Source organism: Devosia sp. P1_H9 (assembly GCF_056405135.1).
In genome coordinates this window covers 295159-321922 of record NZ_JBFUCQ010000002.1, presented here as the reverse complement: position 1 = coordinate 321922, position 26764 = coordinate 295159, and the positions used below count along the sequence as shown (strand labels likewise).

29 protein-coding genes and 1 tRNA gene are annotated in these 26764 nt (G+C 65.3%); 19 read left to right on the top strand and 11 right to left on the bottom strand.

Going from position 1 to position 26764, the window contains the following annotated elements; translation table 11 throughout:
• Positions 1-118 precede the first annotated feature (118 nt).
• From coaD to AC1DYL_RS04755, 11 genes are all read left to right on the top strand, one after another.
• Positions 119-607, top strand: coding sequence for a pantetheine-phosphate adenylyltransferase (gene coaD, locus AC1DYL_RS04805; protein ID WP_477152006.1), 489 nt, complete (start codon positions 119-121; stop codon positions 605-607).
• Positions 607-1176, top strand: a complete 570-nt coding sequence (locus AC1DYL_RS04800; protein ID WP_477172240.1) for a peptidylprolyl isomerase — start codon at positions 607-609, stop codon at positions 1174-1176. Before coaD ends, AC1DYL_RS04800 begins: the two co-directional genes overlap by 1 nt.
• Positions 1177-1190: 14 nt before the next feature.
• Positions 1191-1667, top strand: coding sequence for a peptidylprolyl isomerase (locus AC1DYL_RS04795; RefSeq protein WP_477172239.1), 477 nt, complete (start codon positions 1191-1193; stop codon positions 1665-1667).
• On the top strand, positions 1664-2059 hold the full coding sequence (locus AC1DYL_RS04790; protein WP_477172238.1) for a hypothetical protein: 396 nt from the start codon (positions 1664-1666) through the stop codon (positions 2057-2059). The genes AC1DYL_RS04795 and AC1DYL_RS04790 overlap by 4 nt, the downstream gene beginning before the upstream one ends.
• Complete coding sequence (gene queA, locus AC1DYL_RS04785; RefSeq protein ID WP_477172422.1) at positions 2059-3111, top strand: tRNA preQ1(34) S-adenosylmethionine ribosyltransferase-isomerase QueA; 1053 nt, start codon at positions 2059-2061, stop codon at positions 3109-3111. Before AC1DYL_RS04790 ends, queA begins: the two co-directional genes overlap by 1 nt.
• A 150-nt stretch (positions 3112-3261) precedes the next feature.
• Positions 3262-3552, top strand: a complete 291-nt coding sequence (locus AC1DYL_RS04780) for a GYD domain-containing protein (protein WP_477152003.1) — start codon at positions 3262-3264, stop codon at positions 3550-3552.
• Positions 3553-3599: 47 nt separating this feature from the next.
• The gene (tgt, locus tag AC1DYL_RS04775; protein ID WP_477172237.1) at positions 3600-4727 is read left to right on the top strand and encodes a tRNA guanosine(34) transglycosylase Tgt; all 1128 of its coding nucleotides are present in this window, start codon (positions 3600-3602) and stop codon (positions 4725-4727) included.
• Between the two features lie 21 nt (positions 4728-4748).
• A complete protein-coding gene (gene pgi, locus AC1DYL_RS04770; RefSeq protein WP_477172236.1) occupies positions 4749-6383 on the top strand; it encodes a glucose-6-phosphate isomerase in 1635 nt (544 codons plus the stop codon).
• 96 nt (positions 6384-6479) lie between these two features.
• Positions 6480-7472 carry an aminoglycoside phosphotransferase family protein gene (locus tag AC1DYL_RS04765; RefSeq protein ID WP_477172235.1) on the top strand — a complete coding sequence of 331 codons (993 nt, stop codon included), beginning with the start codon at positions 6480-6482 and terminating at the stop codon, positions 7470-7472.
• A complete protein-coding gene (map, locus tag AC1DYL_RS04760; RefSeq protein ID WP_477172234.1) occupies positions 7469-8221 on the top strand; it encodes a type I methionyl aminopeptidase in 753 nt (250 codons plus the stop codon). Before AC1DYL_RS04765 ends, map begins: the two co-directional genes overlap by 4 nt.
• Before the next feature lie 118 nt (positions 8222-8339).
• Complete coding sequence (locus tag AC1DYL_RS04755) at positions 8340-8768, top strand: hypothetical protein (protein ID WP_477158206.1); 429 nt, start codon at positions 8340-8342, stop codon at positions 8766-8768.
• 43 nt (positions 8769-8811) lie between these two features.
• Here the strand turns inward: AC1DYL_RS04755 and AC1DYL_RS04750 are convergent, their stop codons facing one another.
• On the bottom strand, positions 8812-9582 hold the full coding sequence (locus AC1DYL_RS04750) for an SDR family NAD(P)-dependent oxidoreductase (protein WP_477172233.1): 771 nt from the start codon (positions 9580-9582) through the stop codon (positions 8812-8814).
• 337 nt (positions 9583-9919) lie between these two features.
• Between AC1DYL_RS04750 and AC1DYL_RS04745 the strand changes: the two genes are divergently transcribed.
• Positions 9920-10279, top strand: a complete 360-nt coding sequence (locus AC1DYL_RS04745) for a hypothetical protein (RefSeq protein WP_477172232.1) — start codon at positions 9920-9922, stop codon at positions 10277-10279.
• Between the two features lie 41 nt (positions 10280-10320).
• The gene (locus AC1DYL_RS04740; RefSeq protein WP_477172231.1) at positions 10321-10542 is read left to right on the top strand and encodes a hypothetical protein; all 222 of its coding nucleotides are present in this window, start codon (positions 10321-10323) and stop codon (positions 10540-10542) included.
• Here AC1DYL_RS04740 and AC1DYL_RS04735 read toward each other — a convergent pair.
• The 5 genes from AC1DYL_RS04735 to AC1DYL_RS04715 all read right to left on the bottom strand — a co-directional run bounded on the left by AC1DYL_RS04735 (position 10539) and on the right by AC1DYL_RS04715 (position 13565).
• Positions 10539-10847 carry a hypothetical protein gene (locus tag AC1DYL_RS04735; protein ID WP_477151994.1) on the bottom strand — a complete coding sequence of 103 codons (309 nt, stop codon included), beginning with the start codon at positions 10845-10847 and terminating at the stop codon, positions 10539-10541. The two genes, AC1DYL_RS04740 and AC1DYL_RS04735, sit on opposite strands and share 4 nt — an antisense overlap.
• 166 nt (positions 10848-11013) lie before the next feature.
• Positions 11014-11925, bottom strand: a complete 912-nt coding sequence (locus AC1DYL_RS04730; protein ID WP_477172230.1) for a hypothetical protein — start codon at positions 11923-11925, stop codon at positions 11014-11016.
• A gap of 166 nt (positions 11926-12091) precedes the next feature.
• Entirely contained in the window at positions 12092-12613 is a 522-nt protein-coding gene (locus AC1DYL_RS04725) for a low affinity iron permease family protein (RefSeq protein WP_477172229.1), read from the bottom strand.
• Positions 12587-12661 (bottom strand) — tRNA-Lys (locus AC1DYL_RS04720). Before AC1DYL_RS04720 ends, AC1DYL_RS04725 begins: the two co-directional genes overlap by 27 nt.
• Before the next feature lie 109 nt (positions 12662-12770).
• Positions 12771-13565 carry a hypothetical protein gene (locus AC1DYL_RS04715; RefSeq protein WP_477172228.1) on the bottom strand — a complete coding sequence of 265 codons (795 nt, stop codon included), beginning with the start codon at positions 13563-13565 and terminating at the stop codon, positions 12771-12773.
• Between the two features lie 131 nt (positions 13566-13696).
• On the opposite strand from AC1DYL_RS04715, the gene glmU reads away from it, so the two are divergent.
• The 3 genes from glmU to AC1DYL_RS04700 are packed head-to-tail and all read left to right on the top strand — an operon-like array spanning position 13697 to position 17214.
• A complete protein-coding gene (gene glmU / locus AC1DYL_RS04710) occupies positions 13697-15052 on the top strand; it encodes a bifunctional UDP-N-acetylglucosamine diphosphorylase/glucosamine-1-phosphate N-acetyltransferase GlmU (RefSeq protein WP_477172227.1) in 1356 nt (451 codons plus the stop codon).
• Positions 15053-15062: 10 nt separating this feature from the next.
• Positions 15063-16889 (top strand): glutamine--fructose-6-phosphate transaminase (isomerizing), encoded by a 1827-nt coding sequence (glmS, locus tag AC1DYL_RS04705; protein WP_477172226.1) that lies wholly within the window; start codon positions 15063-15065, stop codon positions 16887-16889.
• Positions 16882-17214, top strand: coding sequence for a DUF2237 family protein (locus AC1DYL_RS04700; protein ID WP_477172225.1), 333 nt, complete (start codon positions 16882-16884; stop codon positions 17212-17214). Before glmS ends, AC1DYL_RS04700 begins: the two co-directional genes overlap by 8 nt.
• 50 nt (positions 17215-17264) lie before the next feature.
• On the opposite strand, the gene AC1DYL_RS04695 is transcribed toward AC1DYL_RS04700, so the two are convergent.
• Positions 17265-17681 (bottom strand): GNAT family acetyltransferase, encoded by a 417-nt coding sequence (locus tag AC1DYL_RS04695; protein ID WP_477172224.1) that lies wholly within the window; start codon positions 17679-17681, stop codon positions 17265-17267.
• 4 nt (positions 17682-17685) lie between these two features.
• Positions 17686-19794 carry an ATP-dependent DNA helicase RecG gene (gene recG / locus AC1DYL_RS04690; RefSeq protein WP_477172223.1) on the bottom strand — a complete coding sequence of 703 codons (2109 nt, stop codon included), beginning with the start codon at positions 19792-19794 and terminating at the stop codon, positions 17686-17688.
• 148 nt (positions 19795-19942) lie between these two features.
• Between recG and AC1DYL_RS04685 the strand changes: the two genes are divergently transcribed.
• The 3 genes from AC1DYL_RS04685 (at position 19943) to AC1DYL_RS04675 (ending at position 24508) form a co-directional block, all read left to right on the top strand.
• Positions 19943-20188 (top strand): succinate dehydrogenase assembly factor 2, encoded by a 246-nt coding sequence (locus AC1DYL_RS04685; RefSeq protein ID WP_477172222.1) that lies wholly within the window; start codon positions 19943-19945, stop codon positions 20186-20188.
• A complete protein-coding gene (mfd, locus tag AC1DYL_RS04680) occupies positions 20185-23685 on the top strand; it encodes a transcription-repair coupling factor (RefSeq protein WP_477172221.1) in 3501 nt (1166 codons plus the stop codon). The genes AC1DYL_RS04685 and mfd overlap by 4 nt, the downstream gene beginning before the upstream one ends.
• A 112-nt stretch (positions 23686-23797) precedes the next feature.
• The gene (locus AC1DYL_RS04675; protein WP_477149116.1) at positions 23798-24508 is read left to right on the top strand and encodes an invasion associated locus B family protein; all 711 of its coding nucleotides are present in this window, start codon (positions 23798-23800) and stop codon (positions 24506-24508) included.
• A gap of 52 nt (positions 24509-24560) precedes the next feature.
• Here the strand turns inward: AC1DYL_RS04675 and AC1DYL_RS04670 are convergent, their stop codons facing one another.
• From AC1DYL_RS04670 to AC1DYL_RS04660, 3 genes are read right to left on the bottom strand one after another with little or no spacing between them, the layout of a single operon-like run.
• Positions 24561-25721 carry an FAD-dependent monooxygenase gene (locus AC1DYL_RS04670; RefSeq protein ID WP_477172220.1) on the bottom strand — a complete coding sequence of 387 codons (1161 nt, stop codon included), beginning with the start codon at positions 25719-25721 and terminating at the stop codon, positions 24561-24563.
• Positions 25718-26191: a DUF6691 family protein gene (locus tag AC1DYL_RS04665; protein ID WP_477172219.1), complete on the bottom strand. Its 474-nt coding sequence runs from the start codon at positions 26189-26191 to the stop codon at positions 25718-25720. Before AC1DYL_RS04665 ends, AC1DYL_RS04670 begins: the two co-directional genes overlap by 4 nt.
• 1 nt (position 26192) lies before the next feature.
• A complete protein-coding gene (locus tag AC1DYL_RS04660) occupies positions 26193-26651 on the bottom strand; it encodes a YeeE/YedE family protein (protein ID WP_477172218.1) in 459 nt (152 codons plus the stop codon).
• Positions 26652-26764: the final 113 nt, after the last annotated feature.

The following is a 26764-nucleotide window of genomic DNA, read 5'->3' as shown; positions in this document are numbered from 1 at the left end:
TCCTGTCGAGCAGTGGGGCAGTATATCGCAGCCGCGCCGCTGATGGGCGCCCCGGCTTGCCAGAATTGCCGAGCCGTGACAGAACCCGGGCCAACAACAACGGGGAGGGCGCTCCGCCATGGCCAGACTAGTCGGCTTTTATCCCGGCTCCTTCGATCCTCTGACCAACGGCCACCTCGATGTCATCGAGCGTGCCTGCAAGCTGGTCGATACGCTGGTGATCGCGGTGGGGACCCACCATTCCAAGAAGCCGCTGTTCAGCCATGAGGATCGCGTTGCGTTGCTCAAGGCGGTGCTCGAGCCGATCGGCAAGCGCACCGAGACCGAATTCCAGTACGTCGATTTCACCGGACTGATGGTCAATGCCGCCCGCGCGGCAGGCGCCAAGCTGATCATCCGCGGGTTGCGCGATACCACTGACTATAATTTCGAGATGCAGATGGTGGGCATGAATGCCCAGATGGCGCCGGACCTGCAGACGGTCTTCCTGCCATCGAGCCCGCATGTCCGCCACATCTCGGCCACGCTCGTGCGTCAGATCGCCGAGCTCGGAGGCGACATCAGCGCCTTCGTCCCGCCCATCGTTTTGAAGGCACTGAACAAATAATGTCCGATCCTATCAAGCGCGCCGGCATCATCCTCGGCATTCTTCTCGCCGCGGTCGCCGCCTTCTTCACCGTCTCGATCGCCGCCCCTGCGCACGCCCAGTCCGGCAAGCCGCACTGGATTCTCGAGCTCAAGGACGGTGTGGTCGATGTCGAGCTGCTGCCCGAACTGGCGCCCAACCACGTGGCGCGTGTCATCGAGCTGACAGAGAAGGGCTTCTACAACGGCATCGTGTTCCACCGGGTCATCGACGGCTTCATGGCGCAGGGCGGTGACCCGACCGGCACCGGCATGGGCGGCTCCGACCTGCCGGACCTGAAGGCCGAATTCACCACCGCGGAGCACTTCACTCGCGGCATCGTCGCGGCGGCGCGCTCCAGCGACCCGGATAGCGCCAACTCGCAGTTTTTCATCATGTTCGCCGACGCGCCGCACCTCGATGGCCAGTACACCATCTGGGGCAAGGTCGTTTCGGGCATGGAGTTCGTCGACCTGATCAAGAAGGGCGCCGGCGACCAGCCGGTCCAGGACCCGGACAAGATCATCTCCGCAAAAATCGAATACAAGTAAGGAAGGCCCATCTGATGGCTTACGCTGATCCCGAGAACACCCTCGTCATCGAGACCACCAAGGGCAAGGTGGTCATCGCCATGCGCCCGGACCTGGCGCCGAACCACGTTGCGCATATCAAGAAGCTGGCGCGCGAAGGCTTCTACGATGGCATCGTGTTCCATCGCGTGATCGATGGCTTCATGGCGCAGACCGGCGATCCGACCGGCACCGGCACGGGCTCGTCGAAGTACCCGAACCTGAAGCAGGAATTCAACGCCGAGCCGCACGTGCGCGGTGTCGCATCGATGGCCCGTTCGCAGAACCCGGACAGCGCCAACTCGCAGTTCTTCATCGTGTTCAACGACGCCCGCTTCCTCGACCGCCAGTACACGGTCTGGGGCAAGGTCATCGAAGGCATGGAAAACGTCGACCAGATCAAGCGCGGCGAGCCGGTGCGCGATCCGGACTCGATGGTTTCCGTGAAGGTCGCGGCAGACATCGCCGAATGATCCGGCTGGCCGCAATAGCCCTGAGCCTTTGCGGCCTCGCCACCCCGTCGCTGGCGACGGAGTGGATCAACTGCGTGTCGCCGGACGGCGGCGCCAGTTTCGATATTCTGGTCGGCACCACCGACGTGCTCTCTGTCGCCGGCATGACCATCACGGTCGGCGAGAAGGTTTGGGCGACCGACCCCGCCTATGGCCCCGGCGATCCGGTGAGCGTCGGGCAGGCGTTCGAGACCGACACGATGATGCTGGTCGACGCGGTCGATCCGGGTGTCACCACCAAGATCGCCGAGCTGCGCCTGTTCAAGGCGACCGAGGCCGATGCCTCGATCTATGCGGGCACGCTCCGTATTCCCGGGCAGGGTGCCTGGGCGGTGAGTTGCACCGGCCCCTGATGCGCGTCGACGATTTCGATTTCGAACTCCCCGCCGAGAGCATAGCGCTCCATCCTGCCGAACCGCGGGATTCCGCGCGCATGCTGATCGTGCGGTCCGGCGAGCCGCTGGAGGATGGTCGGGTAACCGATCTGTTGCGGGTGCTCCGCGCCGGCGACGTGCTGGTGGTCAACGATACCCGCGTGCTGCCGGCCGAACTGATCGGCACTCGTGTCCGGGGCGAGCTTCGCGCCAATGTCAGCTTCAACCTGCACAAGCGGGTGGATGCCAATACCTGGCGGGCCTTTGCACGGCCGGCCAAGAAGCTGCACCTGCTCGACCGATTGGAGCTGGGCGACAATGGCTCGATTGGCGCCACCGTCACGGGCAAGGGCGAGACGGGCGAGATCACGCTCGAGTTTGACCTCAGCGGTGCGGAACTGGACGAGGCGATCAAGGCGCATGGCGCCATGCCGTTGCCGCCGTACATCGAAGCCAAGCGCCATACCGAGGAACGCGACAAGACGGACTATCAGACGGTCTACGCCGCGCGTGACGGCGCCGTGGCTGCGCCGACGGCGGGGCTGCATTTCACCGAGGGTCTGCTGCAGCGGCTGGCTGATCTCGGGGTGAGCGTCGAGCGGGTGACGCTGCATGTCGGGGCAGGGACGTTCCTGCCGGTGAAGGTCGACGACACCAAGGACCACGTGATGCACGCCGAGTGGGGCGATATCCCCGCGGCGGTGGTGGAGCGCATCCTTGCCGCCAAGGCCAAGGGCGGGCGCGTGGTGGCGGTGGGGACGACCAGCCTGCGGTTGCTGGAGACGGCGGCACGGGCGACGGGCACGCTGCAGCCGTTCGTCGGCGACACCGACATCTTCATCACGCCGGGCTACCGCTTCAACGCGGTGGACATCCTGATGACCAACTTCCACCTGCCGCGCTCGACGCTGTTCATGCTGGTCAGCGCCTTTGCCGGGTTCGAGACGATGCATGTCGCTTATGCGCATGCCATCGGGAACGGATATCGGTTCTATTCGTATGGAGATGCGAGCCTGCTGTTCCGCGCCTGATCTCGACGAGAGCAGCGACCCGGTGCGCCGCGCAGTGCCAAGGAATTCGGCGAGTAGCGAAAGACATCATCCAGTTTGCGGCCCGTCCGCGTGAGGGATATTCTCGTTTGGCGAGGGGATTTAGCCCTCGACAACAGGGAGGAGCGAAAGATGTCCAAATACATTCTGCTACTCAACTGGACCGACCAGGGTGCCAAGACCGTCAAGGAGTCGACCAAGCGCTACGATGCCGCCAAGGAGGCCGCCAAGGCCGTCGGCGGTACGCTTGAAACCATTTACATGACCTTCGGCGCCTATGACCTCGTGACCGTCCTCGATGCCCCCAATGACGAGGCCGCTGCCACGTTCGTACTGCGCACGGGCATGGCCGGCAATATCCGGGCGACGACCCTCAAGGCCTTTGCCGAAGCCGACTATCGCAAGATCATCGGCAGCATCTGATCGCCGGGCAGGGTGACAGGCGCGCGCCGGCCCGCTAATAGGCGCGCATGACCGACTTCTCCTTCACCCTGCAAGCCACTGACGGCATGGCCCGCCGTGGGCGGATCGACACCTCTCGCGGCGACGTCCAAACGCCTGCCTTCATGCCCGTGGGCACCGTCGGCACGGTCAAGGCCATGTACCCCGAGCAGGTGCGCGAAACTGGCGCGGATATCCTGCTCGGCAATACCTATCACCTGATGCTCCGCCCCGGCGCCGAACGCGTCGCGGCGCTGGGCGGCTTGCACGATTTCATGGACTGGCAGCGGCCGATCCTCACGGACAGCGGCGGCTTCCAGGTGATGTCGTTGGCCAAGCTGAGGAAGCTCACCGAGAAGGGCGTGACCTTCCGCTCGCATATCGACGGCACGGCCTATGAGCTGACGCCAGAGCGCTCGATCGAGATCCAGACGCTGCTCGACAGCGACATCATCATGCAGCTCGACGAGTGCATCCCGCTGCCGTCGGAGCACAAAGAGATGCTGCGGGCGATGGAGCTGTCGCTGCGCTGGGCGCAGCGGAGCAAGGACGCGTTCGGTCATCAGCCGCACCGGGCGCTGTTCGGCATCGTGCAGGGCGGCGACGACGCGGAGTTGCGGGGGAAGTCGGCGGCGGGGCTGAAGTCGATCGGCTTCAACGGCTACTCGATCGGAGGCCTCGCGGTGGGCGAGCCGCAAGAAGTGATGTTCCGGGTGCTGTCGGAGATCACGCCGGAGCTGCCAGCGGACAAGCCGCGCTACCTGATGGGCGTGGGCAAGCCGGACGACATCCTCGGCGGTATCGAGCGGGGCGTCGACATGTTCGACTGCGTGCACCCGACGCGGGCCGGGCGGCACGGGCATGCCTACTCGCGCTTCGGTGTCATCAACCTGAAGAACGCCCGGCATAAGGACGATCCGCGTCCCCTCGACGAGACGTCGCCGAACCCGAATTGCCGCCGTTTCAGCCGCGCCTACCTGCACCACCTGATCCGCACCGAGGAAATGCTGGGCGCAATGATCCTGAGCCAGATCAACCTCAGCTACTACCAGCAGCTTTGCATAGGTGCCCGTACGGCGATTGAGGCTGGAAGCTTCGCCGATTATGCGGCACAAACCCGAGCAACATGGGCAGCCGGCGACTTGCCGCCGCTCTGATATCTCCCGGAGAACAGCGTCATGGCCACCCCCCGCAAGTCCCTCCTCAACCCGCTGATGAAGTCGCGGAAGCGGCTTGCGGACACGAACATGCGCGAGCTGTTCGCGGCGGACCCCAGCCGGTTCAAGACCTTCTCGGTGAAGGCCGGCGACCTGCTGCTCGATTACTCGAAGAACCGCATCGACGAGAAGGCGATGGCCGCGCTGTTCGACCTGGCGCGCGCTGCCGGCGTCGAGGAGCGGCGTGACGCGATGTGGAAGGGCGAGCACATCAACACCACCGAAGACCGGGCGGTGGAGCACATGGCGCTGCGCTACATGGGCGACAAGCCGGTCAAGGTCGACGGCAAGGACGTGATGCCGGACGTGCGCGGCGTGTTGGCCGCGATGAAGGTGTTCTCGGATGCGGTGCGGGACGGCTCGATCAAGGGCTCGACCGGCGAGGCGTTCACCGACATCGTCAATATCGGCATCGGCGGTTCGGACCTTGGCCCGGCGATGGTGACGCTGGCGCTGGAGCCCTACACCCGGGCGGACCTGCGGGCGCATTACGTGTCGAACGTCGACGGCGCGCATATGCATGACACGCTGAAGCGGCTCGACCCCAAGCGCACGATGTTCATCGTGGCGTCGAAAACCTTCACCACCGACGAGACGATGACCAACGCCGCAACGGCGCGGGCATGGATCGCCGGTACGCTGGGCGAGGCGGCGGTGCCGGATCACTTCGCGGCGCTCTCGACCAACCTCAAGGCATGCGCGGACTTCGGGATCAAGTCGGATCGGATCTTCGGGTTCTGGGACTGGGTCGGCGGGCGCTACTCGGTGTGGTCGGCGATCGGGCTGCCCGTGGCGATTGCTGTCGGGTACGAGAATTTCGAGGCGTTCCTCAGAGGCGCCTACGAGATGGACCAGCACTTCCTCAAGACCAAGCTCGAGAAGAACCTGCCGGTCATCATGGGCCTGCTCGGCGTGTGGTATCGCAACGCCTGGGGGTTCTCGACACATGCGGTGCTGCCCTACGACCAGCGACTGTCGCGCTTCGCCGCTTACTTGCAGCAGCAGGACATGGAGTCGAACGGCAAGTCCGTGACATTGGCGGGAAAGCCTGTCGACTACCCGACCGGGCCGATCATCTGGGGCGAGCCCGGCACCAACGGGCAGCACGCGTTCTACCAGTTGATCCACCAGGGCACGGACGTGATCCCGGTGGACTTCCTGATCGCCGCGCAGCCGCATGAGCAGCTGCCGCCGCATCACGACAAGCTGGTGGCGAACGTGCTGGCGCAGTCCGAGGCGCTGATGCTGGGCAAGACCAAGGACGAGGTGGTGGCGGAGCTGACCGCGCAGGGCATCGACAAGGGGAAGATCAAGGCGCTGACGCCGCACAAGATGTTCCCCGGCAACCGGCCGTCTAACACGCTGATGTATCCCAAGCTGACGCCCGAGCGGCTGGGCAGCCTGATCGCGCTCTACGAGCACAAGGTGTTCGTGCAGGGCACCATCTGGGGGGTGAACTCCTACGACCAGTGGGGCGTCGAACTGGGCAAGCAGTTGGCCAAGGCGCTGTTGCCCAAGGTCGAGGGCGCGCAGAAGGCAGATGGGCATGACAGCTCCACCAGGGGGCTGGTCGATGCGTATCTGAAGCTCAAATGATTGAAGCCATTCGACCGCAGCATCCGGCTGCGGTCGAATGGCCGGGCTGCAGCCCACTCTCGCCGAGCTTGGCCAGATTGGAGACAGGGGGTAGTGATGGAGGAAATGAGGTACACCAACCCGCCGCAGCGGGTCTACAAGTCTGCGCCGGTAGATGTTGAGCTCGGCCAACTCGTGGTCGCCTTCGCAGAACTCGGCCTCGGAAGGCCCGCGGCAGTGACCGAGCTGCCCGGAGGTGGAGCGCGCTCGTTCCGTGTTGACCGTGTGGACGATGCGCCACTGGTCCTCAAGGCTTACAACGACGCATTGCCGTACTCGACGGAGAAGGAAACCTACGCCGGAGCCCTGCTGCGCGACCTGGACGTGCCGCGGACCCGCTTCCTTGCCGCCGACGAGAGCCGCGCGCTGCTGCCGTTCCGCTTCACCATCGCCAACTACCTGCCCGGAGAGCGCGTGGTGCTGTTCAGGGATGCACCAGATGTCGCCGATGCATACCGGCAGATGGGAGCGCTGCTACGCAAGCTCCATAGCGTATCCCTGCCCAGCTACGGCGACTTCGGCGAGGGGGGGCTCGTCAATGCCCTGCCGACCAACACCGCGTACGTGGACCGGTTCTTCGCCTATGCCTTCGACCGGTTCCGCCACTTTGGCGGCGACGAGGCACTGGCGCAGCGACTGGAAGCGATCGTCAACGCGCACGCTGGGGTGATCGCACATAGCCGGGGCGCGGTGTTCGCGCATGACGACTTCCACCCCAGCAACGTGCTGGCCGAGCGGGATTCGGACGGGCGGCTGCAACTCACCGGGCTGATCGACTTCGGCAATGCCCGGGCATCGGATCCGATCTGTGATCTGGCCAAGGCGCTGTTCTGCAGCGAGCACCAGGCCGCCGGCAGTGCGGCGCCGATCCGCGAGGGCTACGGTCCGATCGACCACCCCGATCCGGATTCAGCGATCTGGATCTATCTGCTGCTGCATCGGCTCGTCATGTGGTGGTGGCTGCGCCACGTCGACGTCATCCATGCCGGCGAACACCATCCGCTGATGGACGATCTCGAAAGAATGGCGGAAGGGGGCGGGGCAAGGTGACCATCACCACCGAAACCGAACTCGAAAAGCTCAAGGCCATCGGCCGGGTTTGCGCCGTGGCGCGCGATGCGATGGCGGCAGCGCTGGCGCCGGGGATCACGACGCAGGAGCTGGACGATATAGGCCGGCGTATCCTCGATGCGGCCGGGGCACGCTCGGCGCCGGAGATCACCTATGATTTTCCGGGTGCGACCTGCATTTCGGTGAACGAAGAGATCGCGCACGGCATTCCGGGCGGACGGGTGATCCGGGCGGGCGATCTGGTGAACATCGACGTTTCGGCGGAACTCGATGGAGTGTTTGCCGATACCGGTGCGTCTTACCTCGTGCCGGAGGCCGATCCGCGGCTAGTGGCGCTGTGCCGGGATGGCAAGCGGGCGATGTGGGAGGGGATCCGCGCGGTGAAGACGGGTGCACCGCTGAACGGCATTGGTCTCGCCATCGGCGCCTTTGCCAAGAAGCACCGCTACACGCTGATCGAAAACCTCGCGAGCCACGGAGTGGGCGACAGCCTGCACGATGAGCCAGGCGAGATCGCTACCTGGCCGGACAAATCCGACCGGCGGGTGATCACCGAGGGGCTGGTGTTCACCGTCGAGCCGTTCCTGTCGCTGGGCGGAAAGCTTGCCGAGCAGCGCGACGAGGACGATGAGTGGACGCTGGTGGCGAGCCCGCTGGCGCCATGTGTGCAGTACGAGCACACCGTCGTCGCGACGCGTCGTGGCGCCATTGTGGTGACCGCGGCATAAGTGCGGCGCTGCGCTGAATGGTTTCTGAAGGGTCGGTTCCAAACGCGTTCAAAATCAGTGCGCTAGGGTGAATTCAACGCTGCAGATGCGGCACTGATCGAACCCAAGGACTACTGAAATGACCGTTCTCAACACCCTTCGGCAGACCGGCCGCGCCGCGGTCCTCGCCGTCGTCCTCGCCGGCACCGCCCTGAGCGCGGTTCCAGTGCAGGCAGCTCCTCTCCAGGGCTTCTCGCTCGACGTGAAGCCGCAGGGCGGCGAAAACCAGAAGCAGCTCCAACAGTACAAGAAGAAGGACTTCGGCCCGAACGACTTCTTCAACTGGTGCCTGACCGACAAGCAGATCCGCAAGGGTCTCATCAACTACGGCTTTGAGGACGTGCACATCGTCGATCACCTGAGCAAGAACCGGGTGCGCGTCGAGGCCGCCTACGACGAGTGGTACTACTCGTTCCGCGTCAACCGCTGCTCGGGCGTCGTCGACAAGATCAAGAAGCTCTACCCGATCTGGGAAGAGGAAGACGAAGACGACGACGATTGGTACTGAGATCTGAGTAGGGGAGGGGCCGGAAACGGCCCCTTTCTCGTTCCTAGAGATCGATCCGCCGGAACAGCCACCACGGCATATCGCGAACGATACGCATGATCAGCCGCCAGCGGCGTGGCGCATATTGCACCGGACCGCCGTGGTCGGCAGCACGGCGCACCAGCCGGGCGACCTCATCGGCAGAGATCAGCCGGCGACCAGGTGGGCCGTTGGCGGTCATCGCCGTGGCGGTGGGGCCGGGTTTCACCACGACAGCGCGCGGGCCCTTGCCGACGAAGCGATGAGCGATGCCTTCGACCAGCGTGGCGATGCCGGCCTTGGTCGAGGCGTAAATGAAGTTCTTCCGTCGCCCGCGATCGCCGGCGACTGATCCCAGCACCACCAGAGAGCCATGGCCCTGCGCTTCCAGGAGATTGGCGGCGGCGAGCGACCAGAGCGCGGTGGAGGTGTAGTTCGTCGTCATCATCGCTGCCGCCACCGCGAGATCGTTCGCCGCTTCGGTCTGCGTCGGCATGATGGCGTAGGCGATGTGGATGTGGTCGGCGCCGCCAAGACTGGCAACGAGGCGCGGCAGTTCGGCGGCCTGATCGGACGCGGCCAGATCCACTACAGCAGTCTCGCAACGGGTGGCGCCAATGGCCAGCAGGGACTGTGCCACAGCCTGCAGCCGCTCGGCGCTGCGTCCGACCAGCAGCAGCGACGCGCCTTCGGCGGCGTAGATCCGTGCGGTGGCTTCGGCGATACCGGAATTGGCCCCGAGGATCAGGACGCGAAGGGGACTATTGGTACGGCTTTGCGATTCGAGTTCGTGCATGCGTCACGGCTTATCAGCCATATTGAAACATGGCGTTACAGCGGCTCGTGCCACAATTGGAACTGCGAAGTGACGCCGCGGATGGAACAGAGGCTCGTCTGCCATTTCGTCGGCCAAGGCGGGAAACCGGAAAAACCGCAATGTTCCCCGTGCCCATCGTGTCCGGTTGACACGCGGCGTCACTGCTAGAAGTAACACTGCAAACGCCCAAGGGCTGCACGATAGCGACAATTTGAGCGACCGTGTTTCTGCCCCATTGCCGTCCTGCCCGGGCCACACTGGCTCCCTAGCGTTTGTTGGTATCCGCAGCAAATCGGGGGGCATTCCGATGACTGCCTTGACCATCCGTTCGTCCGTCCTGGACGACGACATCTCCAGCGCGCTGGAGCGCGAGAAAAGCCTGTTCGTGGCCCGCAACACCGATCGTTGCAGCCACCTCCTGGTCCGCTTCGGGCCGGACGAGGCCGACAACGACAGCTTCATGATCAGCGCGGCCTTCACACTTGATGCGGCGCGCAACTGGCATCGGGTCGAAGTGGCGGTGCCGATGCAGGAACTGCGGCGCGAGGACGGGCCCGATCGGGGCCTGATCACCGCCTTTGGCGAACTCGATGAAGGGATCAGCGCAGCGCGTATCGCCCGGCTGTTCGCCCCTCTGTCCGTGGCCCAGCGCATGGCCGGGGGACGTCGCGACTAATTGCAACCGATGGTGGCCGTTGTCACGGCCGGGGAGCACGTATGAAGACCTGCTGGTTCATCGTCATCGAAAGCATGGACTCCTGGTGGGTCGACTGCGAGGGCAAGTCCTACGGCCCATTCGATACCCGGGATGACGCCCAGAACGAGGCGAGGCGGATCGCCATCACCTACGGCGACGAGGGCCGCCGCTCCGAAGTGTTCGCGCCCGCCACCGACGGCACGCATCGGCGCATCTGGGTCGGCCCTGATCCGGCCCGCTAGCGCTGGTCGTTGTAGGGCATCTTCACCGAGCCGACGCGACGGGCGAGCGCCGAGAACGACAGCGCACCATCGTCCGCAACAGTGGCATTGGCCATGCGCAGCAGCCGCGCAGGGAACGCCAGGGCATCGCGCTCCGCCGGCCGGAGATTCTCCACCGAGCGATTGTCGTTGATGGCGGTCTGTTCCGCCGCGCGCATGGCGTCGTCGACTTCCTGGCGGGACACCAGCCCCTTGCTGATCATCGTCTCGTGCATTGCCGCGATGACCAGGTAGAGGCCTTCGAGCTGCAGGTTGGCAGTGTTCATGGCTCTGCGTCCTTCCCTCTCACTGAAAGAGGCGGGCTGTAGCCCGCCTCCATTCGATGCTGCGCCAATCCTCAGCGGATGAACAGTACGATGATGATGATCAGCCAGATGGGAACGCCCAGCAGCCAGAGTCCAAGTCCTCTCAGCATTGTTCTTCTCCTCTCTGTCAGACCCGACGGAACACCGAGCGAAACGCGGTGCCCTTGTCGCGGTGATTGCCACCTTGCTGCGCGGCCCAGAACGCGCCGACGGCGCTGACCAGCAGCGAGGCGGCAGTCAGGAAGGCGGCGACGATGCCGGTCTTGCGAGCGGTCTCGGCGGCAGCCGCGGCGTCAGCCTTGGCCTTGTCGACGGCAGTCATCACGTCGTTGACACGCGTGGTCGCTTCTTCAGCGGTGAGGCCGGTGTTGGCCGCAACCACCTGGGCCAGGTAGGCCTTGTCGGGATCGCTCACCGATCCGGCGAGGGCGCCCTGGGCGATGATCCGTCCGGCTTCGCCACGAACCGCAGGGGTGTCAGTCGCAGGTGCGGCGGGCGCGGCGGTTGGCGAGGGACGGAACAGCGTATCAACGAAGTAGGCGTTGGGATCGATGACGCTACCGGCGTCGTCAGCAACGGTGGCCGCGGCGTTGGTCAGCGTCGCCGCCGCGCCTCCGACGGCATTCGCCGCCGCGGTGATGCCGCCGACGGCAATCAGTCCGCCGACGACCAGGGCGCCACCCCAGACGAGCAGGCCATGCGCACCATCACGCACGTCGACCTCGTCTTCGTTGGCATCATGGTGACGCCGGCGCAGCCGTCCAGTCACATAGGCGCCGGCCATGAAGCTGGACACTTCGACCCAGAGTAGCCAGAGCGCCGCCGCGATCGCGATCCAGATCGGTGCAACATCGGGGCCGGCGTGGAAGTTGACGAAGCTGAGCCCGATCGCCGAACCGAAGCTGAGCAGCACCAGCGAGATTGCCGAAGCAATCACGATACCGGCAATGATTGCCGGCCAGTCGACATAGGAACTGTTGTCGACATTGACGGCCGGGGGCGCCGTGACGATGACATCTGTAACCGAGGGAATGGTCATGGTGCGTCCCTCAACGAAGGCCGAAGAAGGACAGTACCGCCAGGATCACGACCACGAGGCCGACCAGATAGATAATGCCGTTCATTTTCTTGTTGTCTCCTTGACCTTTACGGTCATGGAGAAAGTCGGATCGAGGTCATTGGTTGCGCCAGATCGGTAGATATTCCTAGTCGGTCTCCTTGGTGCGCCGATCGATCTCTTGGAGGGTGCTTTCATCGCGTTCGACGCGGTCGGCGATCATCTTCTTGAGCTTGTGTAACTCTTGGCCGGTCAGGTCCTCGGCGCCGATCAACCGGTTGTCCGCCTTGCGTACTGCGAGGATCAGGTCGTCGAGCTTTGCTTGCACGGCCTCGCCGTCGCGGTTCTGTGTGTGCTGCACCACGAACACCATGAGGAAGGTAATAATGGTGGTCGCGGTGTTGACCACGAGCTGCCAGGTTTCCGAGAACCCGAAGAAGGGCCCACTCGCCGCCCATAGGACGATGAGCCCGCAGGCAAGAGAGAAGGCCACCGGCTTGCCGGCGCCCCGGGAAACGAGGTTGGAGAAGCTGTGGAAGAAACTCTGAGACATGATCGAGCCCTGCATCTGTGACGCGTGGCTATCAATCGATGGGGTGTGCAGCGAGTTCCATGGCGCTTGGCCTTGAAACTGCGCGAAAAGTGGTACGCCCGGATGGATTCGAACCATCGACCATCCGATTAAAAGTCGGATGCTCTACCACTGAGCTACGGGCGCCCGGGGCGGGATATGATCCCGCACATGTCAACGATCCTGCCACCTGGGCGGATCGGCGCGGAACATAGGCATTGTGCCCCTGCTGTCAATTGCTATCGGCGAATGGCCGTCAGTTGAGCAGTGGCACCGGCTGGCCGGCATAGGGGGTGGGCTCGCACGGCACACCCGCGCGATCGAGCCGGGCGCAGAGTTCGACGGCGGAGGCGCGGTCGACCAGCGGGCCAGCGACGATGATCTTGCCATCGGTGCCGTCCTTGTCCGCGAGCACCGGCGACAGGCCCACCAGCATGGTGCCGACCTGCGCAAGCATCTCCTGCCACTGCGCCTCGGCAGTGTCGGGCTGCACGGGGAAACCCAGCGCGATGCCGGGAGCGGTGCCGTCGGGAATGAGGGGCTGCGGCATGGTGCCGGCGAGCGGCACGACCTTCAGCTTCACCTCGCCCGAACCGGGGAGGAGGGGACGCTGCTGCACGGAGACGGAGCCACCGTCGGTTTCGAAGGTCAGGGTCTTGCCGGCGGCAATGGAGCCGGTGGGGGTGTTATCGACGGCGGCGGGCGCCCTGGCTTCGGCGGCGCGCTCCAGCAGCTTGGGCACGCTGATTTCGAGCGCACCGACGCGCTGGGTCACGGCGCCGGCGGCTTCCTCGTTCATTGAGAAGCGCTGCAGCAATTGGGTGTTGTCGCGCTTCATCTTCGACGTCTCTTCCTCGAGCGTCGCGACTTGGCTATGAAGCTGGTTGAGGGTCGAGCCCTCGAGGCGCGAGGCGTGCAGCGCGCCGTAGACGCTTGCCGGGATCAGGCCGGAGAGGTTTGCGCCAAGGATTGCCACGGCCCAGATGCCGAGCGCCGTGATGCCCCACAAGGTGACGTCCACCGAACGAAACTGATCAGCTGCCTTGGCCAAAAGTCATATCCCTCGAAAGCCCACGAATCAGGGCCATTTGTGACTTTACCACTCCGTAACCGTGTTATCGGATTCCCAACAACTTGCTGCCATAAACACGGGGGAAACGATGACCCTGAAGAGGGCCCCTCATGACTGAATTGCTGTCGATCATCCTGGCTGCGGGCGAAGGCACCCGCATGCGCTCGGCCATGCCGAAAGTGCTGCACCAGGTGGGAGGCCTCTCCATCGTCGGCCATGTCGTCAACGCCGCGATGACAGCGGGTTCGAGCCGTGTTGCGGTGGTGACCGGGCCAGGACACGACGCGGTCCGGGAGGCGATCAACGTCTTCGCTCCCGCGGTACAGTTCTTCGAGCAGACCGAGCGCAAGGGCACCGGTCACGCCGCAGCCATGGCACGCCCGGCGTTCGCCGATTTTGGCGGCTACATTGCCGTCATCTATGGCGATCATCCACTGCTGCGCCCGGAGAATTTCCGCGGAGTGCTCGATCGGCTGGACGCCGGGTGGGACGCGGCGATTCTCGGCTTCGAGCCACCCGATACGCTGACTTATGGCCGGCTGATCACCGACGGCGAGCGCCTCCTTGCCATTCGCGAGCACAAGGACGCGACGCCCGAGGAGCGCGAGATCGGGCTTTGCAATGCCTGCATTCTCACCTTCCGCGCCGAAGTGTTTCGTTCGCTGATCGACAAGCTCGATGCGAATAACGCCGCGGGGGAGTACTACCTCACCGACCTGGTCGAGCTCGCCAACGCCGCCGGCTACAACGTGAGCTACGCGGTCGCGCCGGAAGTGGATGTGATGGGTGTCAACGACCGGGCGCAGCTCGCTCGGGCCGAGGCGCAGTTTCAGGAACTGCGGCGCGACGATTTCATGCGCGCGGGGGTGACGCTGAAGGATCCGGCGTCGGTGTATTTCTCGTACGACACCGAGATCGGGCGGGACGTGACGATCTTCCCGAACGTGGTGTTCGGCCCGGGCGTGAAGATTGCCGATGGGGTCGAGATCCGGGCGTTCTGCGATATCGAGGATGTGAAGATCGGCGAGGGCTCGAGCATCGGGCCGTTCGCCCGCATCCGCGGTGGCGCTGAGCTGGGCAAGGACGTGCACCTGGGCAACTTCGTCGAGGTGAAGAAGTCGGTGATCCATGACGGGGTGAAGGCCGGGCACCTGAGCTATCTCGGCGACGCCGAGATCGGGGCGAAGACCAACATCGGGGCAGGGACCATCACCTGCAATTATGATGGCGTGAACAAATCCAAGACCACCATCGGGGCGAACGCCTTCATTGGCTCGAACTCGTCGCTGGTGGCACCGGTGACTATCGGCGACGGCGCGTATATCGCTTCGGGTAGCGTCGTCACTCACAATGTCGAACCGGATGCACTGGCTATCGGCCGCGCCCGGCAAGAGAACAAGGCTGGTTATGCGCCCAAGCTGAAGGCGCGTGCCGAAGCCGTCAAACGCGCCAAAGCTGGCAAGTAGGGAGCCTCATATGTGCGGCATCGTCGGGATCATCGGGACGGAACCGGTCGCGCCGCGGCTGGTCGATGCGCTGAAGCGGCTCGAGTATCGCGGCTATGACAGCGCCGGGGTCGCGACGATCGACGGTGGCCAGATCGGCCGCCGCCGTGCCGAGGGTAAGCTCGGCAACCTCGCAGCGAAGCTGAGTTTCGAACCGCTCAACGGCAATATCGGCATCGGCCACACCCGCTGGGCGACACACGGGGCGCCGACCGAGGGCAACGCGCATCCGCACGCGACCGACAAGGTGGCGGTGGTCCACAACGGCATCATAGAGAATTTCCGCGAGCTGCTCGCCGACCTCGCCAAGGACGGCTACCTGCCGAAGACGCAGACCGACACGGAATCCGTGGCGCTGTGGGTCACCCGCGAGATCGATCGGGGCCTCGATCCCGAAATGGCGGTGGCGCGGACGCTGAAAGAGCTGCGCGGGGCCTTCGCTCTGGCCTTCATGTTCAAGGGCGAAGATGCGCTACTGATCGCGGCTCGCAGCGGTGCGCCGCTGGCCATCGGCTATGGTACAACCGAGATGTACCTGGGCTCGGACGCAATGGCGCTTGCCCCGTTCACCTCGCGGCTGAGCTATCTGCTTGACGGAGATTGGGCCGTGCTGACCAAGAGCGGCGTCACCATCCGCGATGGCTCCGACGCGATCGTGCAGCGCGAGATGCTGGTTTCGGCTGCCTCGGCGCTGCTGGTCGACAAGGGCAACCACCGCCACTTCATGGCAAAGGAAATCTACGAACAGCCCGAGACCGTCTCGCACACGCTCAGCCACTATGTGGACATGGGCGCCGAGAAGGTGGCGCTGCGCGAGACGCTGCCGTTCGATTTCGCTCGGCTGTCGCGGCTGACCATTTCGGCCTGCGGCACGGCGGCGTTTGCCGGTACGGTCGCCAAGTACTGGTTCGAGCGCTATGCGCGGCTGCCAGTCGATGTCGACGTGGCGTCGGAGTTCCGTTATCGCGAGCCGCCGCTGGAGAAGAACGGGCTGAGCCTGTTCATTTCGCAGTCGGGCGAGACGGCGGATACCCTCGCGGCGTTGCGCTATTGCGCCGGGCAGGGGCAGCACATCGCCTCGCTGCTGAACTCGCCGGAATCGACCATGGCGCGCGAGAGCCAGGTGGTATTTCCGACGCTGTGCGGTCCCGAGATCGGTGTCGCCTCGACCAAGGCGTTCACGGCGCAACTGACGGCACTCGCCAGCCTTGCGATCGCGGCGGGCGTGGCGCGGGGTACCATCGGGCCTGCGCAGGAAGCCGAACTGGTGCGGAGCCTCACCACGCTACCGGCTGCCATCTCGGCAGCGCTGGCGCTCGAGGGGCACGTCGAAGCCATCGCCAAGCGGCTGTCCAAGGCCAAGGACGTGCTCTATCTCGGCCGCGGCCAGATGTTCCCGATTGCCATGGAAGGCGCTCTGAAGCTCAAGGAACTGAGCTACATCCACGCTGAAGCTTATCCGGCGGGCGAACTCAAGCACGGACCCATCGCCCTGGTCGACGAACTGATGCCGGTGATCGTCGTCGCGCCGTCCGACGAGCTGATGGCCAAGACCCTTTCCAACATGCAGGAAGTCGCGGCCCGTGGTGGCAAGATCATTTTGATCACTGACGAAGTCGGGCAGCAGAGCGTGGGTCCCGACGTGGCGGAGGTTATCGTGCTCCCTAAGGTCGCGAGCTTCGTGGCGCCGATCCTGGCGACGATCCCGGTGCAGTTGCTGGCCTATCACACCGCCTCGTTCATGGGCACGGACGTCGACCAGCCGCGCAATCTCGCCAAGAGCGTCACGGTTGAATAAGCCATTCTTCGAGGCAGAGCCCGAACTGAACGTTCATGGCGAGCCGCTGAAGCCGTGTTCGCTCAACCCGCTGACCGGGTTCTTCCGTAACGGCCATTGCATGACTGGGCCGGAGGATGTCGGCCGGCACACGGTGTGCGCCGAGATGACGGCCGAGTTCCTGGCGTTCTCGAAGTCCCGCGGCAACGACCTCAGCACACCGATCCCTGAATATGCGTTCCCGGGCCTCCAGCCGGGCGATCGTTGGTGCCTCGTCGCCTTGCGCTGGATCGAGGCCCTGGAGGCCGGGATGGCGCCCAAGGTCGTGCTCGAGGCGACGCACTAGTCAGTGCTCGAATATGTCGAGCTCGAGGTGCTGAGGAAGTACGCGATCGACTAGTCGGGGATGAGGCGCTTCCCGAAGCTGTAGGATGCGTGCTGCTCGTAGCCTTGGCGCGCGTAGTAGGCGGCGACGGCCTCATTCTCGGCGCGAACCAGCAGGTTGAGCTTGGGGCAGCCCATTGCGGTGAGTAACCGTTCGAGTTCGGCGAGAAGCGCGGCGCCGTAGCCCTTGCCAGCATGCCCCTCGGATGCCGCGAGATAATAGACCGAGCCGCGATGTCCATCGTAGCCGCCCATGGCGGTCGCAACGATCTGTCCGTCCAACTCGCCGACGAGGAACAGCTCGGGCTGCACGGCGAGCTTGCGCTCGATGTCCTTCAGCGGATCGTTCCAGGGCCGCGTCAGGCCACGGGCCTGCCACAGCGCAATGACCGCGTCGGTATCGCGGCGTTCGAAGGGGCGGATATGCATGGGGCTAGCCCGCTCTCAGCAAAGGGATCGCGAGGTCTTTGCGGAACAGATAGAGCAGGGTGCGCAGCGCCTCGCCATCGGTACCCGTAAGTCCGGGGTTACGCGTCAGCGCATCCTTGGCGTCTTCGTGAGCCCACTCGAGCAGATGGCGGTGCACGTCGGGGACGGCGAGGTGGTAGCCGGGCATGCCGGATTGGCGGGTGCCGAGCACGTCGCCCTGGCCACGGAGCTCGAGGTCCTTCTCGGCGATGATGAAGCCGTCTTCGGTGCCCTTGGTGGTTTCGAGCCGAGCCTTGGCGGTTTCGCTCAGCGGTTCCTTGTAGAGCAGCAGGCAGGCCGAGCGCTGGCTGCCGCGTCCGACGCGGCCGCGGAGCTGGTGGAGCTGCGCGAGGCCGAAGCGTTCGGCATGCTCGATGATCATGATGGTGGCATTGGGGACGTCGACGCCGACTTCGATGACGGTGGTGGCGACGAGGACCTTGGCTTCGTTGCGCTGGAAGCGGTCCATCGCTTCCGCCTTGGCGGCAGCGCTCATGCGGCCATGGATGAGGACCACCTGCTCGCCGAAGACCTTCTTCAGCTCCGCGAAGCGATCCTCAGCGGCGACGACTTCGAGATGCTCGCTCTCCTCGACCAGCGGGCAGACCCAGAAGGCTTGCGCGCCTTCCTCGATGCGTGAGGCGAGCCGCTGGATCACTCGGTCGTACTCACCGATCGACAGCACGGCGGTGTCGATCGGCTGCCGGCCGCGCGGTTTTTCGCGCAGGATGCTGACGGCCATGTCGCCGAAATGGGTGAGCACCAGTGTGCGTGGGATCGGGGTGGCCGTCATGACGAGGAGGTCGGCGTGCGAACCCTTATCGCTGAGCGCGAGGCGCTGGTGGACGCCGAAGCGGTGCTGCTCGTCGACGACGGTCAGGCCCAGGTTGTGGAACTCGACGCCGGACTGGAACAGCGCGTGGGTGCCGACGACGATGCTGGTCGAGCCATCGGCAATGCCCGAGAGCACGGCGCGGCGCTCGGCGGCGGTCATCTTGCCGGTGAGCAGCACGATGCCGAGACCGACCTGGTCGCACAGCGGTTTCAGCGTCTTGTAGTGCTGGCTGGCGAGGATTTCGGTCGGCGTCATCAGCGCGGACTGCGCGCCACTTTCGGCCATGCCGGCCATCGCCATCAGCGCCACCACGGTCTTGCCGGCGCCGACATCGCCCTGCAGCAGGCGGGACATGCGCTCGGGCGCGGCGAGGTCGTTGCGGATGTCCTCGACGGCGAGGCGCTGCCCTTCGGTGAGGGTATAGGGCAGGGCGGCCTGCACCTTGGCGGTGATCTCGCCGGTAAACGTGCGGGCGATGCCACGGGGGGCGATGAGCTGTGAGCGGACGATGAGGAGGGCGAGCTGGGCGGCGAGGTACTCATCATAGGCGAGGCGCATGCGGTTCTTCGACCAGAGCTGTGCGTCCTCCGGATCAACCGGCGCATGCGACGAAGTCATGGCGGCGCGGAAGGTGGGCCAGCCGAACTCGGTGATACGCTGGGCGGGCATCCATTCGGGGAGATCGGGCAACGACTCGAGCACCTGGCGGGTGAGCTTGATCAGGGCGCGGGAACTCAGGCCCTGGGTGAGCGGATAGACCGGCTCGACCAGCGGCACGTCCTCGAACTTGTCGGCCTCGACGACGTAGTCGGGGTGGGTGATCTGTTTTTCGCCCTGGAAGAAGCCGATGGTGCCGGAGACGTAGCGCGTCTCGCCGACCGGCAGGAGTTTCTCCACCCAGCCGCCCTGTGCCCGGAAATACACCAGCTGGATCTCGCCGGTCTCGTCATGCGCGAACACGCGGTGTGGGATGTTCGGACGACCCTTGGGCGGCGGCTGATGGCGGTCGATGTGGAGCTTCAGCGTCGCGATGTTGTTGTGTATGGCGCCGGCGATGCCATCCATGCGGCGGCGATCGACGATGCCGGTCGGCATGTGCATCAACAGGTCGAGCGCGATCGCTTCCTGTCCCTCGGGCGCGCCGAAGAAGCGGGTGAGCAGCGCGGACAGTTGCGGCCCCACGCCCTTGATGGAGTGGAGCGAGCGAAACAACGGATCGAGGGCAGCCGGGCGGGACACGAGTCGGGGAACCTCCGGCCCAGAATCTAGCCGAGACAGTTCAGGTCTGCCACGTGACAGAGGCTCGATATCCGCGTAAACACGCCATCCACATCCCCGAGACCACCCAATCATGGCCCTTCAAAAAGACGCCGGTGAAGAATTGTCTATGCGGCTCCGGCGCCTCCGCTATCGCGCCTGGCATCGCGGCACCAAGGAGATGGACCTGATGCTCGGGCCCTACGCAGACGCCCGGCTGGGAGGGATGGAGGTGGCGGAACTCGACCGCTTCGAGACGTTTCTGGAGGAGGCCGACACCGATCTCCTGAAGTGGCTGATGGGCCAGGAGCCCATACCCGCCGACGCCGATGCCGACCTGCTCGCCGACCTGCTCAAGTTCAGAACCGCCAAATGACCGACCAGCGCGCCGACCGCACGATCGCCAATGTCCCCGACGGCATGCAGCCGGTGGTGCTCGCGCGCCTGGTCGAGGACCGGCTGAAGGCCGCACCCGATGCGACCGTGAGCGCGGTGTTCGTCGCCCGCGACGGCCGGCGGCTGCAGCGCATGGTGGAGATCCTCGAGCAGATGATGCCGGGGCACCAGATCCTGACGCTGCCGGCATGGGACTGCCTGCCGTATGACCGCGTGTCGCCGAACGGAGTGACCATCGCGGCGCGGATGACGACGCTGTCGACCGTCGCCAGCGGTGCGGCGAAAGGCGCGATCGTCCTCACCACGGTCAACGCGCTGGTGCAGAAGTTGCCGCCGCGCGACGCGGTTGCGGGGATGAGCTTTGCCGCTGCGGCAGGGCAGGTGGTGGACAGCGAGAAGCTGATCGCCTGGGCCTCGGGCAACGGCTACCTGCGCGTGCCGACGGTGCGCGAGACAGGTGAATACGCGGTGCGTGGCGGGTTGATCGACCTCTATCCGGCCGGCGTCGAGTTTCCGCTGCGCTTCGACTTCTTCGGGAAGCAACTGGAGACCATCCGGACCTTCGACCCGGACACTCAGCGCACCACCGGCAACCTGAAGCGCATCGCGCTGGCGCCGATGAGCGAAGTGCTCCTCAGCGACGAGGCGATCCGTCGCTTCCGGGCACGCTACACCACGATGTTCGGCGGAAATACCGTCGATGATCCGCTCTATGCGGCGGTGAGCGCTGGGCAGCGCTACCCGGGCGTCGAGCACTGGATGGCGTTTTTCTACGACGAGTTGGACCACCTCGGCGCCTATGCCGGCGATGCACCGTTCGTGTTCGACGATCAGGCGAGGGAAGCGTTCGCCGACCGGCAGACACAGGTTTCCGACTACTATCAGGCGCGTGAGGATGCGCGGCACGAGAAGCAGTCCTCGCAGGGCGCCGCGCCATACAAGCCGGTACCGCCAGCGCAGCTCTACGAGATGGAGCGGCACCCCTACGCGCTGGCACCGGACGGGGGCGTGGTGCAGCTGTCGCCGTTCGCGACGCCCGACATGAAGCATGCCGACGATGCCGGTGGGCGCGTAGCGCCGAGCTTCGCCGCAGAGCGGCAGGCGCAGGACGTCAACCTGTTCGAGTCGGTGGTGAACCTGTTCCGCGCCGAGCGGAAGAAGGCGCGGAAGACCATCATCGCGTGCTGGTCGGAAGGTTCCCGCGACCGCATGGCGCAGGTGCTCGCCGATCATGGTCTTGCGCATCCGCGCCTGGCCGAGAACTGGCGCGACGCGGAGACGACATCGCCGGAGACCACGGCGCTGGTCGTGCTGGGGCTCGAGACCGGCTTCCAGACCGACGACATGCTGGTGCTGTCCGAGCAGGACATCCTCGGCGAACGCCTGCTGCGGCCACAGAAGCGTAAGAGGGCCTCGGATGCGCTGACCGAAGCCGCTGGCCTCGCCGCTGGCGACCTCGTGGTGCACGTCGATCACGGCATCGGGCGGTTCCTCGGGCTAAAGACCATCGAGGTGCAGGGCGCGCCGCACGATTGCGTCGAGATCGAGTACGCGCAGAACACCAAGCTCTATCTGCCGGTCGAAAATATCGAGCTGCTGTCGCGCTATGGCGCAGATGCGATCATCGAGCTCGATAAGCTCGGCGGCGTGGCGTGGCAGGCCAAAAAGAGCAAGCTAAAGAAGCGCATCCGCGACATGGCGGAGCAACTGATCAAGATCGCAGCGCTGCGGCAGCTGTCGACCGTGCAGCCGATGGACGTGCAGCCGGGGCTCTATGAGGAGTTCGCGGCTCGCTTCCCCTACGACGAGACCGAGGATCAACTGGCGGCGATCAACGCTGTGTTCGAGGACCTGTCGTCGGGTCGCGTGATGGACCGGCTGGTGTGCGGCGACGTCGGCTTCGGCAAGACCGAGGTGGCGCTGCGGGCCGCGTTCGCAGTGGCGATGTCAGGGCGGCAGGTGGCGGTGGTGGTGCCGACGACGCTGCTGTCGCGGCAGCACTTCAAGACCTTCACCGAGCGCTTCTCCGGGTTGCCGCTTAGGATCAGGCAGGCGTCGCGTCTGGTCTCTTCGACCGAGCTGAAATCGACGAGGGAAGAGCTGACCAAGGGCACCGTCGACATTGTCATCGGCACCCACGCGCTGCTCGCGAAATCTATCCAGTTCAAGGATCTCGGGCTTCTCATCATCGACGAGGAGCAGCACTTTGGCGTCGGCCACAAGGAGCGGCTAAAGGAGCTGAAGGGCAATGTGCACGTCCTGACGCTGACCGCGACACCGATCCCGCGCACCCTGCAGCTGGCGCTCACCGGCGTGCGCGACCTGTCGCTCTTGGCGACGCCCCCGATCGACCGCCTGGCCATCCGCACGTTCGTTTCGCCGTTCGATCCGCTGAGCGTGCGCGAGGCACTGCTGCGCGAGAAGTATCGTGGCGGACAGGCGTTCTACGTGGTGCCCAAGATCAAGGACCAGCCCGATATCGCCGAGTTCCTGCGCCAGCAGGTGCCGGAGGTCAGCTACGTCGTGGCCAACGGCCAGATGCCGCCGAGCGAGCTCGACGACATCATGAACAACTTCTACGACGGCAAGTTCGACGTGCTGGTGGCCACCACGATCGTCGAATCGGGCCTCGATATCCCGAACGCCAACACGCTGGTGGTGCACCGGGCCGACAATTTCGGGCTCGCGCAGCTGTACCAGATCCGCGGCCGCATCGGCCGGGCCAAGCAGCGAGCCTATGCGCTGTTCACGATACCGCCTGACCGCAAGCTCAACGACACCGCCGAGCGGCGCCTGACCGTGCTGCAGTCGCTCGAGACGCTGGGGGCAGGTTTCCAGTTGGCGAGCCACGATCTCGATATCCGCGGCGCCGGCAACCTGCTTGGCGACGAGCAGTCGGGCCACATCCGCGAGGTCGGTTTCGAACTCTACCAGGCGATGCTGGAGGAGGCCGTTGCGGCGCTGCGCGATGGCGATGCCGAGTACGAGGATCGCGGTGAGTGGAGCCCGACAATTTCGCTGGGCATGCCGGTGATGATCCCCGAGTACTACGTGCCGGACCTGCAATTGAGGATGCAGCTCTATCGCCGACTCGGCGATCTCTCGGACGCACGAGAGATCGATGCGGCCGGTGCCGAGCTGATCGACCGCTTCGGGCCGTTGCCGGAAGAGGTCGAGGCGCTGCTGAAGGTCATCCTCGTGAAGGCGCTGTGCCGCACGGCCAATGTCGAGAAGGTGGATGCCGGCCCGAAGGGCGCGGTCGTGACCCTGCGGCACAAGGAATTCCCGAACCCCGCCGGACTGGTACGCATGGTCTCCGACCCGCAGATGCAGGTCCGGATCAAACCCGATCAGAAACTCGTGTTCAGTCGTGACTGGCCGAGTCCGGAGGCGCGGCTGAAGGGAACGGCGGCAATTCTGTCAAGGATGGCCCGGCTGGCCTCGGAGTCAGGCGCTGCGGCAACACTTGCAGGTTAAAGCTTTCGGAAGCCCTCTCGGTCATGTTATTGCCGCGTTTCGTGCCTTGAAGAGCGCACGAACAAGGGTGGCCGGGAGAGCCACCGATGGTAGGACACCACAAGGAAATTCAATGACCCTCAAAAAGCTCGTCGTTGCTGGTTTCGCGGTCGCCGCACTGATGATGCCCTCTTTCGGGGCGCTCGCGCAGGACGCCGCCCCGGCAGCCCCCGCCGAGGGTGCGGCCGCACCGGCGGCGCCTGCTGCTGATGCAGCCGCCGCGCCGGCAGCCGCTGCCAACCCGGGCCAGAACTGGCTCAAGGTCTGCGACCCGATCGACGGCGGAAAGCAGGCTTGCATTATGCGCCAGGTCGTCGTCGCCAACGGCCAGTTCCTCGGCTCGTTCCTGTTGCGCGACGATCCGGGCCAGGAGAGCCGTCTGCTCGCCGTTGCGGCGGTGCCGCTCGGGGTGCTGCTGCCCTTCGGCCTCACCTGGCAGATCGATGGCGGCAAGCCGATCCGCGTGCCGTTCATGCTCTGCGATCCGCAGAGCTGCGCCACCCAGCTGGTGATCAACGAGGCCTACGTGAACAGCCTCAAGAAGGGCGGCGTGCTGAAGCTCACCGCCAAGAATCGCCAGAACAAGGACCTCGTGATCGACATCACGCTGGCCGGCTTCACCACCGTCTATGACGGCGAGGCGGCGATGACCTTCGACGAGTTCAACAAGCAGTCGACCGCGCCGACCGCGCTGGAAAAGCAGCTGCAGGATCGCGCCGAAGAACTGCGCAAGCAGCTCGGCACCGATGGCGCTGCTCCGCCGGCGACGCCTCCCGCACAGTAAGCGGGTCCGACGATTGAATTGAAAAGGGCGCCCTCGGGCGCCCTTTTTTGTGTCAGCGGCTGCCCATGCCGAGGCCGAAGGCCTGCTTGCGTAGCGGCGGCAGCAGGCGCAACGCCCAGAGGCCGCCAGCGCGCAGCGCTTGTGCCGGCAGGAAGTCGCTGAGCAGGGAGCGGAACAGCGCGTCGACCATGCCGCCGGTGCGCTCGAGATCGTCGGCGCGGCGGGCGGCGTAGTCGGTGCTGACGGCGTTGGGCCAGCCGGGAGCGCCGCGGTCCACGTTTATGAGCGACGCAGCGAGGTCCGCGACATCGCGCAGGCCGAGATTGAGCCCCTGGGCGCCGATGGGCGGGAAGGCGTGCGCTGCCTCGCCGGCTAGCACGATGCCATCCATGCCGGCCCGCTCGACGGTGAGCGTCGAGAGCAGGAACATGTGCGCCGGCGTCAGCAGCTTGATGTCGCCGAACAGCCGCTGCGATTTCTTGAGGAAGATCTCGCGCAGCCCTTCCGGGCCGGCGGCCTGCGCTGTCTTCAGGACCTCGCGATCGTCGATCCAGACGAGGTTGGCGCGGGCGTCGCCGGCAGGGACCAGGGTGAACGGCCCCTGCTCGTAATGGAACTCGACGGAAGCGCCGCCGAGCGGCCGGCCGAGCTCCAGGTCGCAGACCAATGCCGACTGGGTAAAGCCGTGCTCGCGGGCGCGGAAATCCGTGGCGACGCGCACCAGCGACTTCTTGCCGTCCGAGCCGACCACCAGCGGCGCTTCGATGATGCCGCCATCGGCGAGGGTGAGCACCCAGCCGTTGTCGCCGCGATCGATGCTGGAGAGGGCCACTTCGCGCGTCTCGAGATTGTCGAGCGCTGCACGCGCCGCCTCGAAGGCTTCGAGCAGCTTGATGTTGGGGAAGTTCCAGCCGAAGGCATCGAGGCCCGCGTCCTTGCTGTCGAACAGCGTCTCCGGCGCCCGGATCAGCCGATCGGTGGCATCGATGATGCGGATCTGGGTCAGCGGGTGGCCCAGCGCGGCAGGATCGGTGACGAGGCCGGAAGCGCGGAGGTAGTCGACGCTCGGCCCCATCAGGGCGGAGGTGCGGCGATCGGGCGGCCCCTTGGGCGCGAGGTGGACGGTACGCAGCCCGGCGCGCGCTACGGCGACCGCGGCAGCGACCCCGGCGAGCCCACCACCCACGACGACAGCTTCGGGCGCGCCGCTCATCGGGCCAGCGCCAGCCGCTTGTCGCGTCCGCTCGGGATGATCAACGCACCGGCATAGGAGCCGGCGAACATCGCAAGCAGGAACAGCAGCAGGTTGTCCGGCCAGAAGGCGATCAGCGAGATAGCCGGGCCCGGGCAGATGCCCGACATGCCCCAGCCGATGCCGAACAGCGCGGCGCCACCGACCAGCGGGGCGTCGATATGGTGGAACTCGGGCTCATGGAACTGCGCATCGAACAGCGGCGCCTGGCGCCGGCGGCCGATGCGGATGGCAACGAACATCACCCCGATCGCCGCGACGATGACGAAGGCTAGGCTCGGATCCCAGCCGCCGGTGGGGATGGCGGTGAAGTCGAGGAAGCGCAGCACCTTCAGGGGATCCACCATCTGCGAGATGTAGAGCCCGGCACCGAACAGCAGGCCGCTGACGGCGGCGGTGGCGAGATAGGGGAGGCGGATGGAGGCGGCCATGTCAGACGATCCCGGTGATGGCGACAGTGAGGATAGCAACGGAAAAGAACACGCCGACCGCGACGAACGAGCGCCTCGATAGCCGCGCGATACCGCAGACGCCGTGGCCGGAGGTGCAGCCGTTGCCGATCTTGGTGCCGAATCCGATCAGCAGGCCCGACGCAGCGATCCAGAGCGGGGCAGGGATGCCCCAGCCCGCCGGAGGTGCGGCAAGCTGCGCCGGCTGACCGCGGGGACCGCCGACGCCCAATCCTGGGAAGAGGTACGACGCCGCAAGGGCGCCTAGTACCAGAGCCGCGAGGAACACCAGGCGCCACACAACGGTGCGCGCCGGCGGCAGCAACTGCCCAAAAATCCCAGAGATGCCGGCGATGCGGCCGTTGCCGAGCCACAGCACCGCCGAGGCGAGCCCGATGAGCACACCGCCAATCAAGGCGGGGATAGGAGAGAACGAGTCCATTGAGGAACTTTCGAATGGGATCTGGCACTTACAGTATCAGCGGCAGGGTCGACGGACCAGCTTCGGCACGATGCGATCATCCCACGGCCAGGGGGCGCGGTGAAAAACCGCAC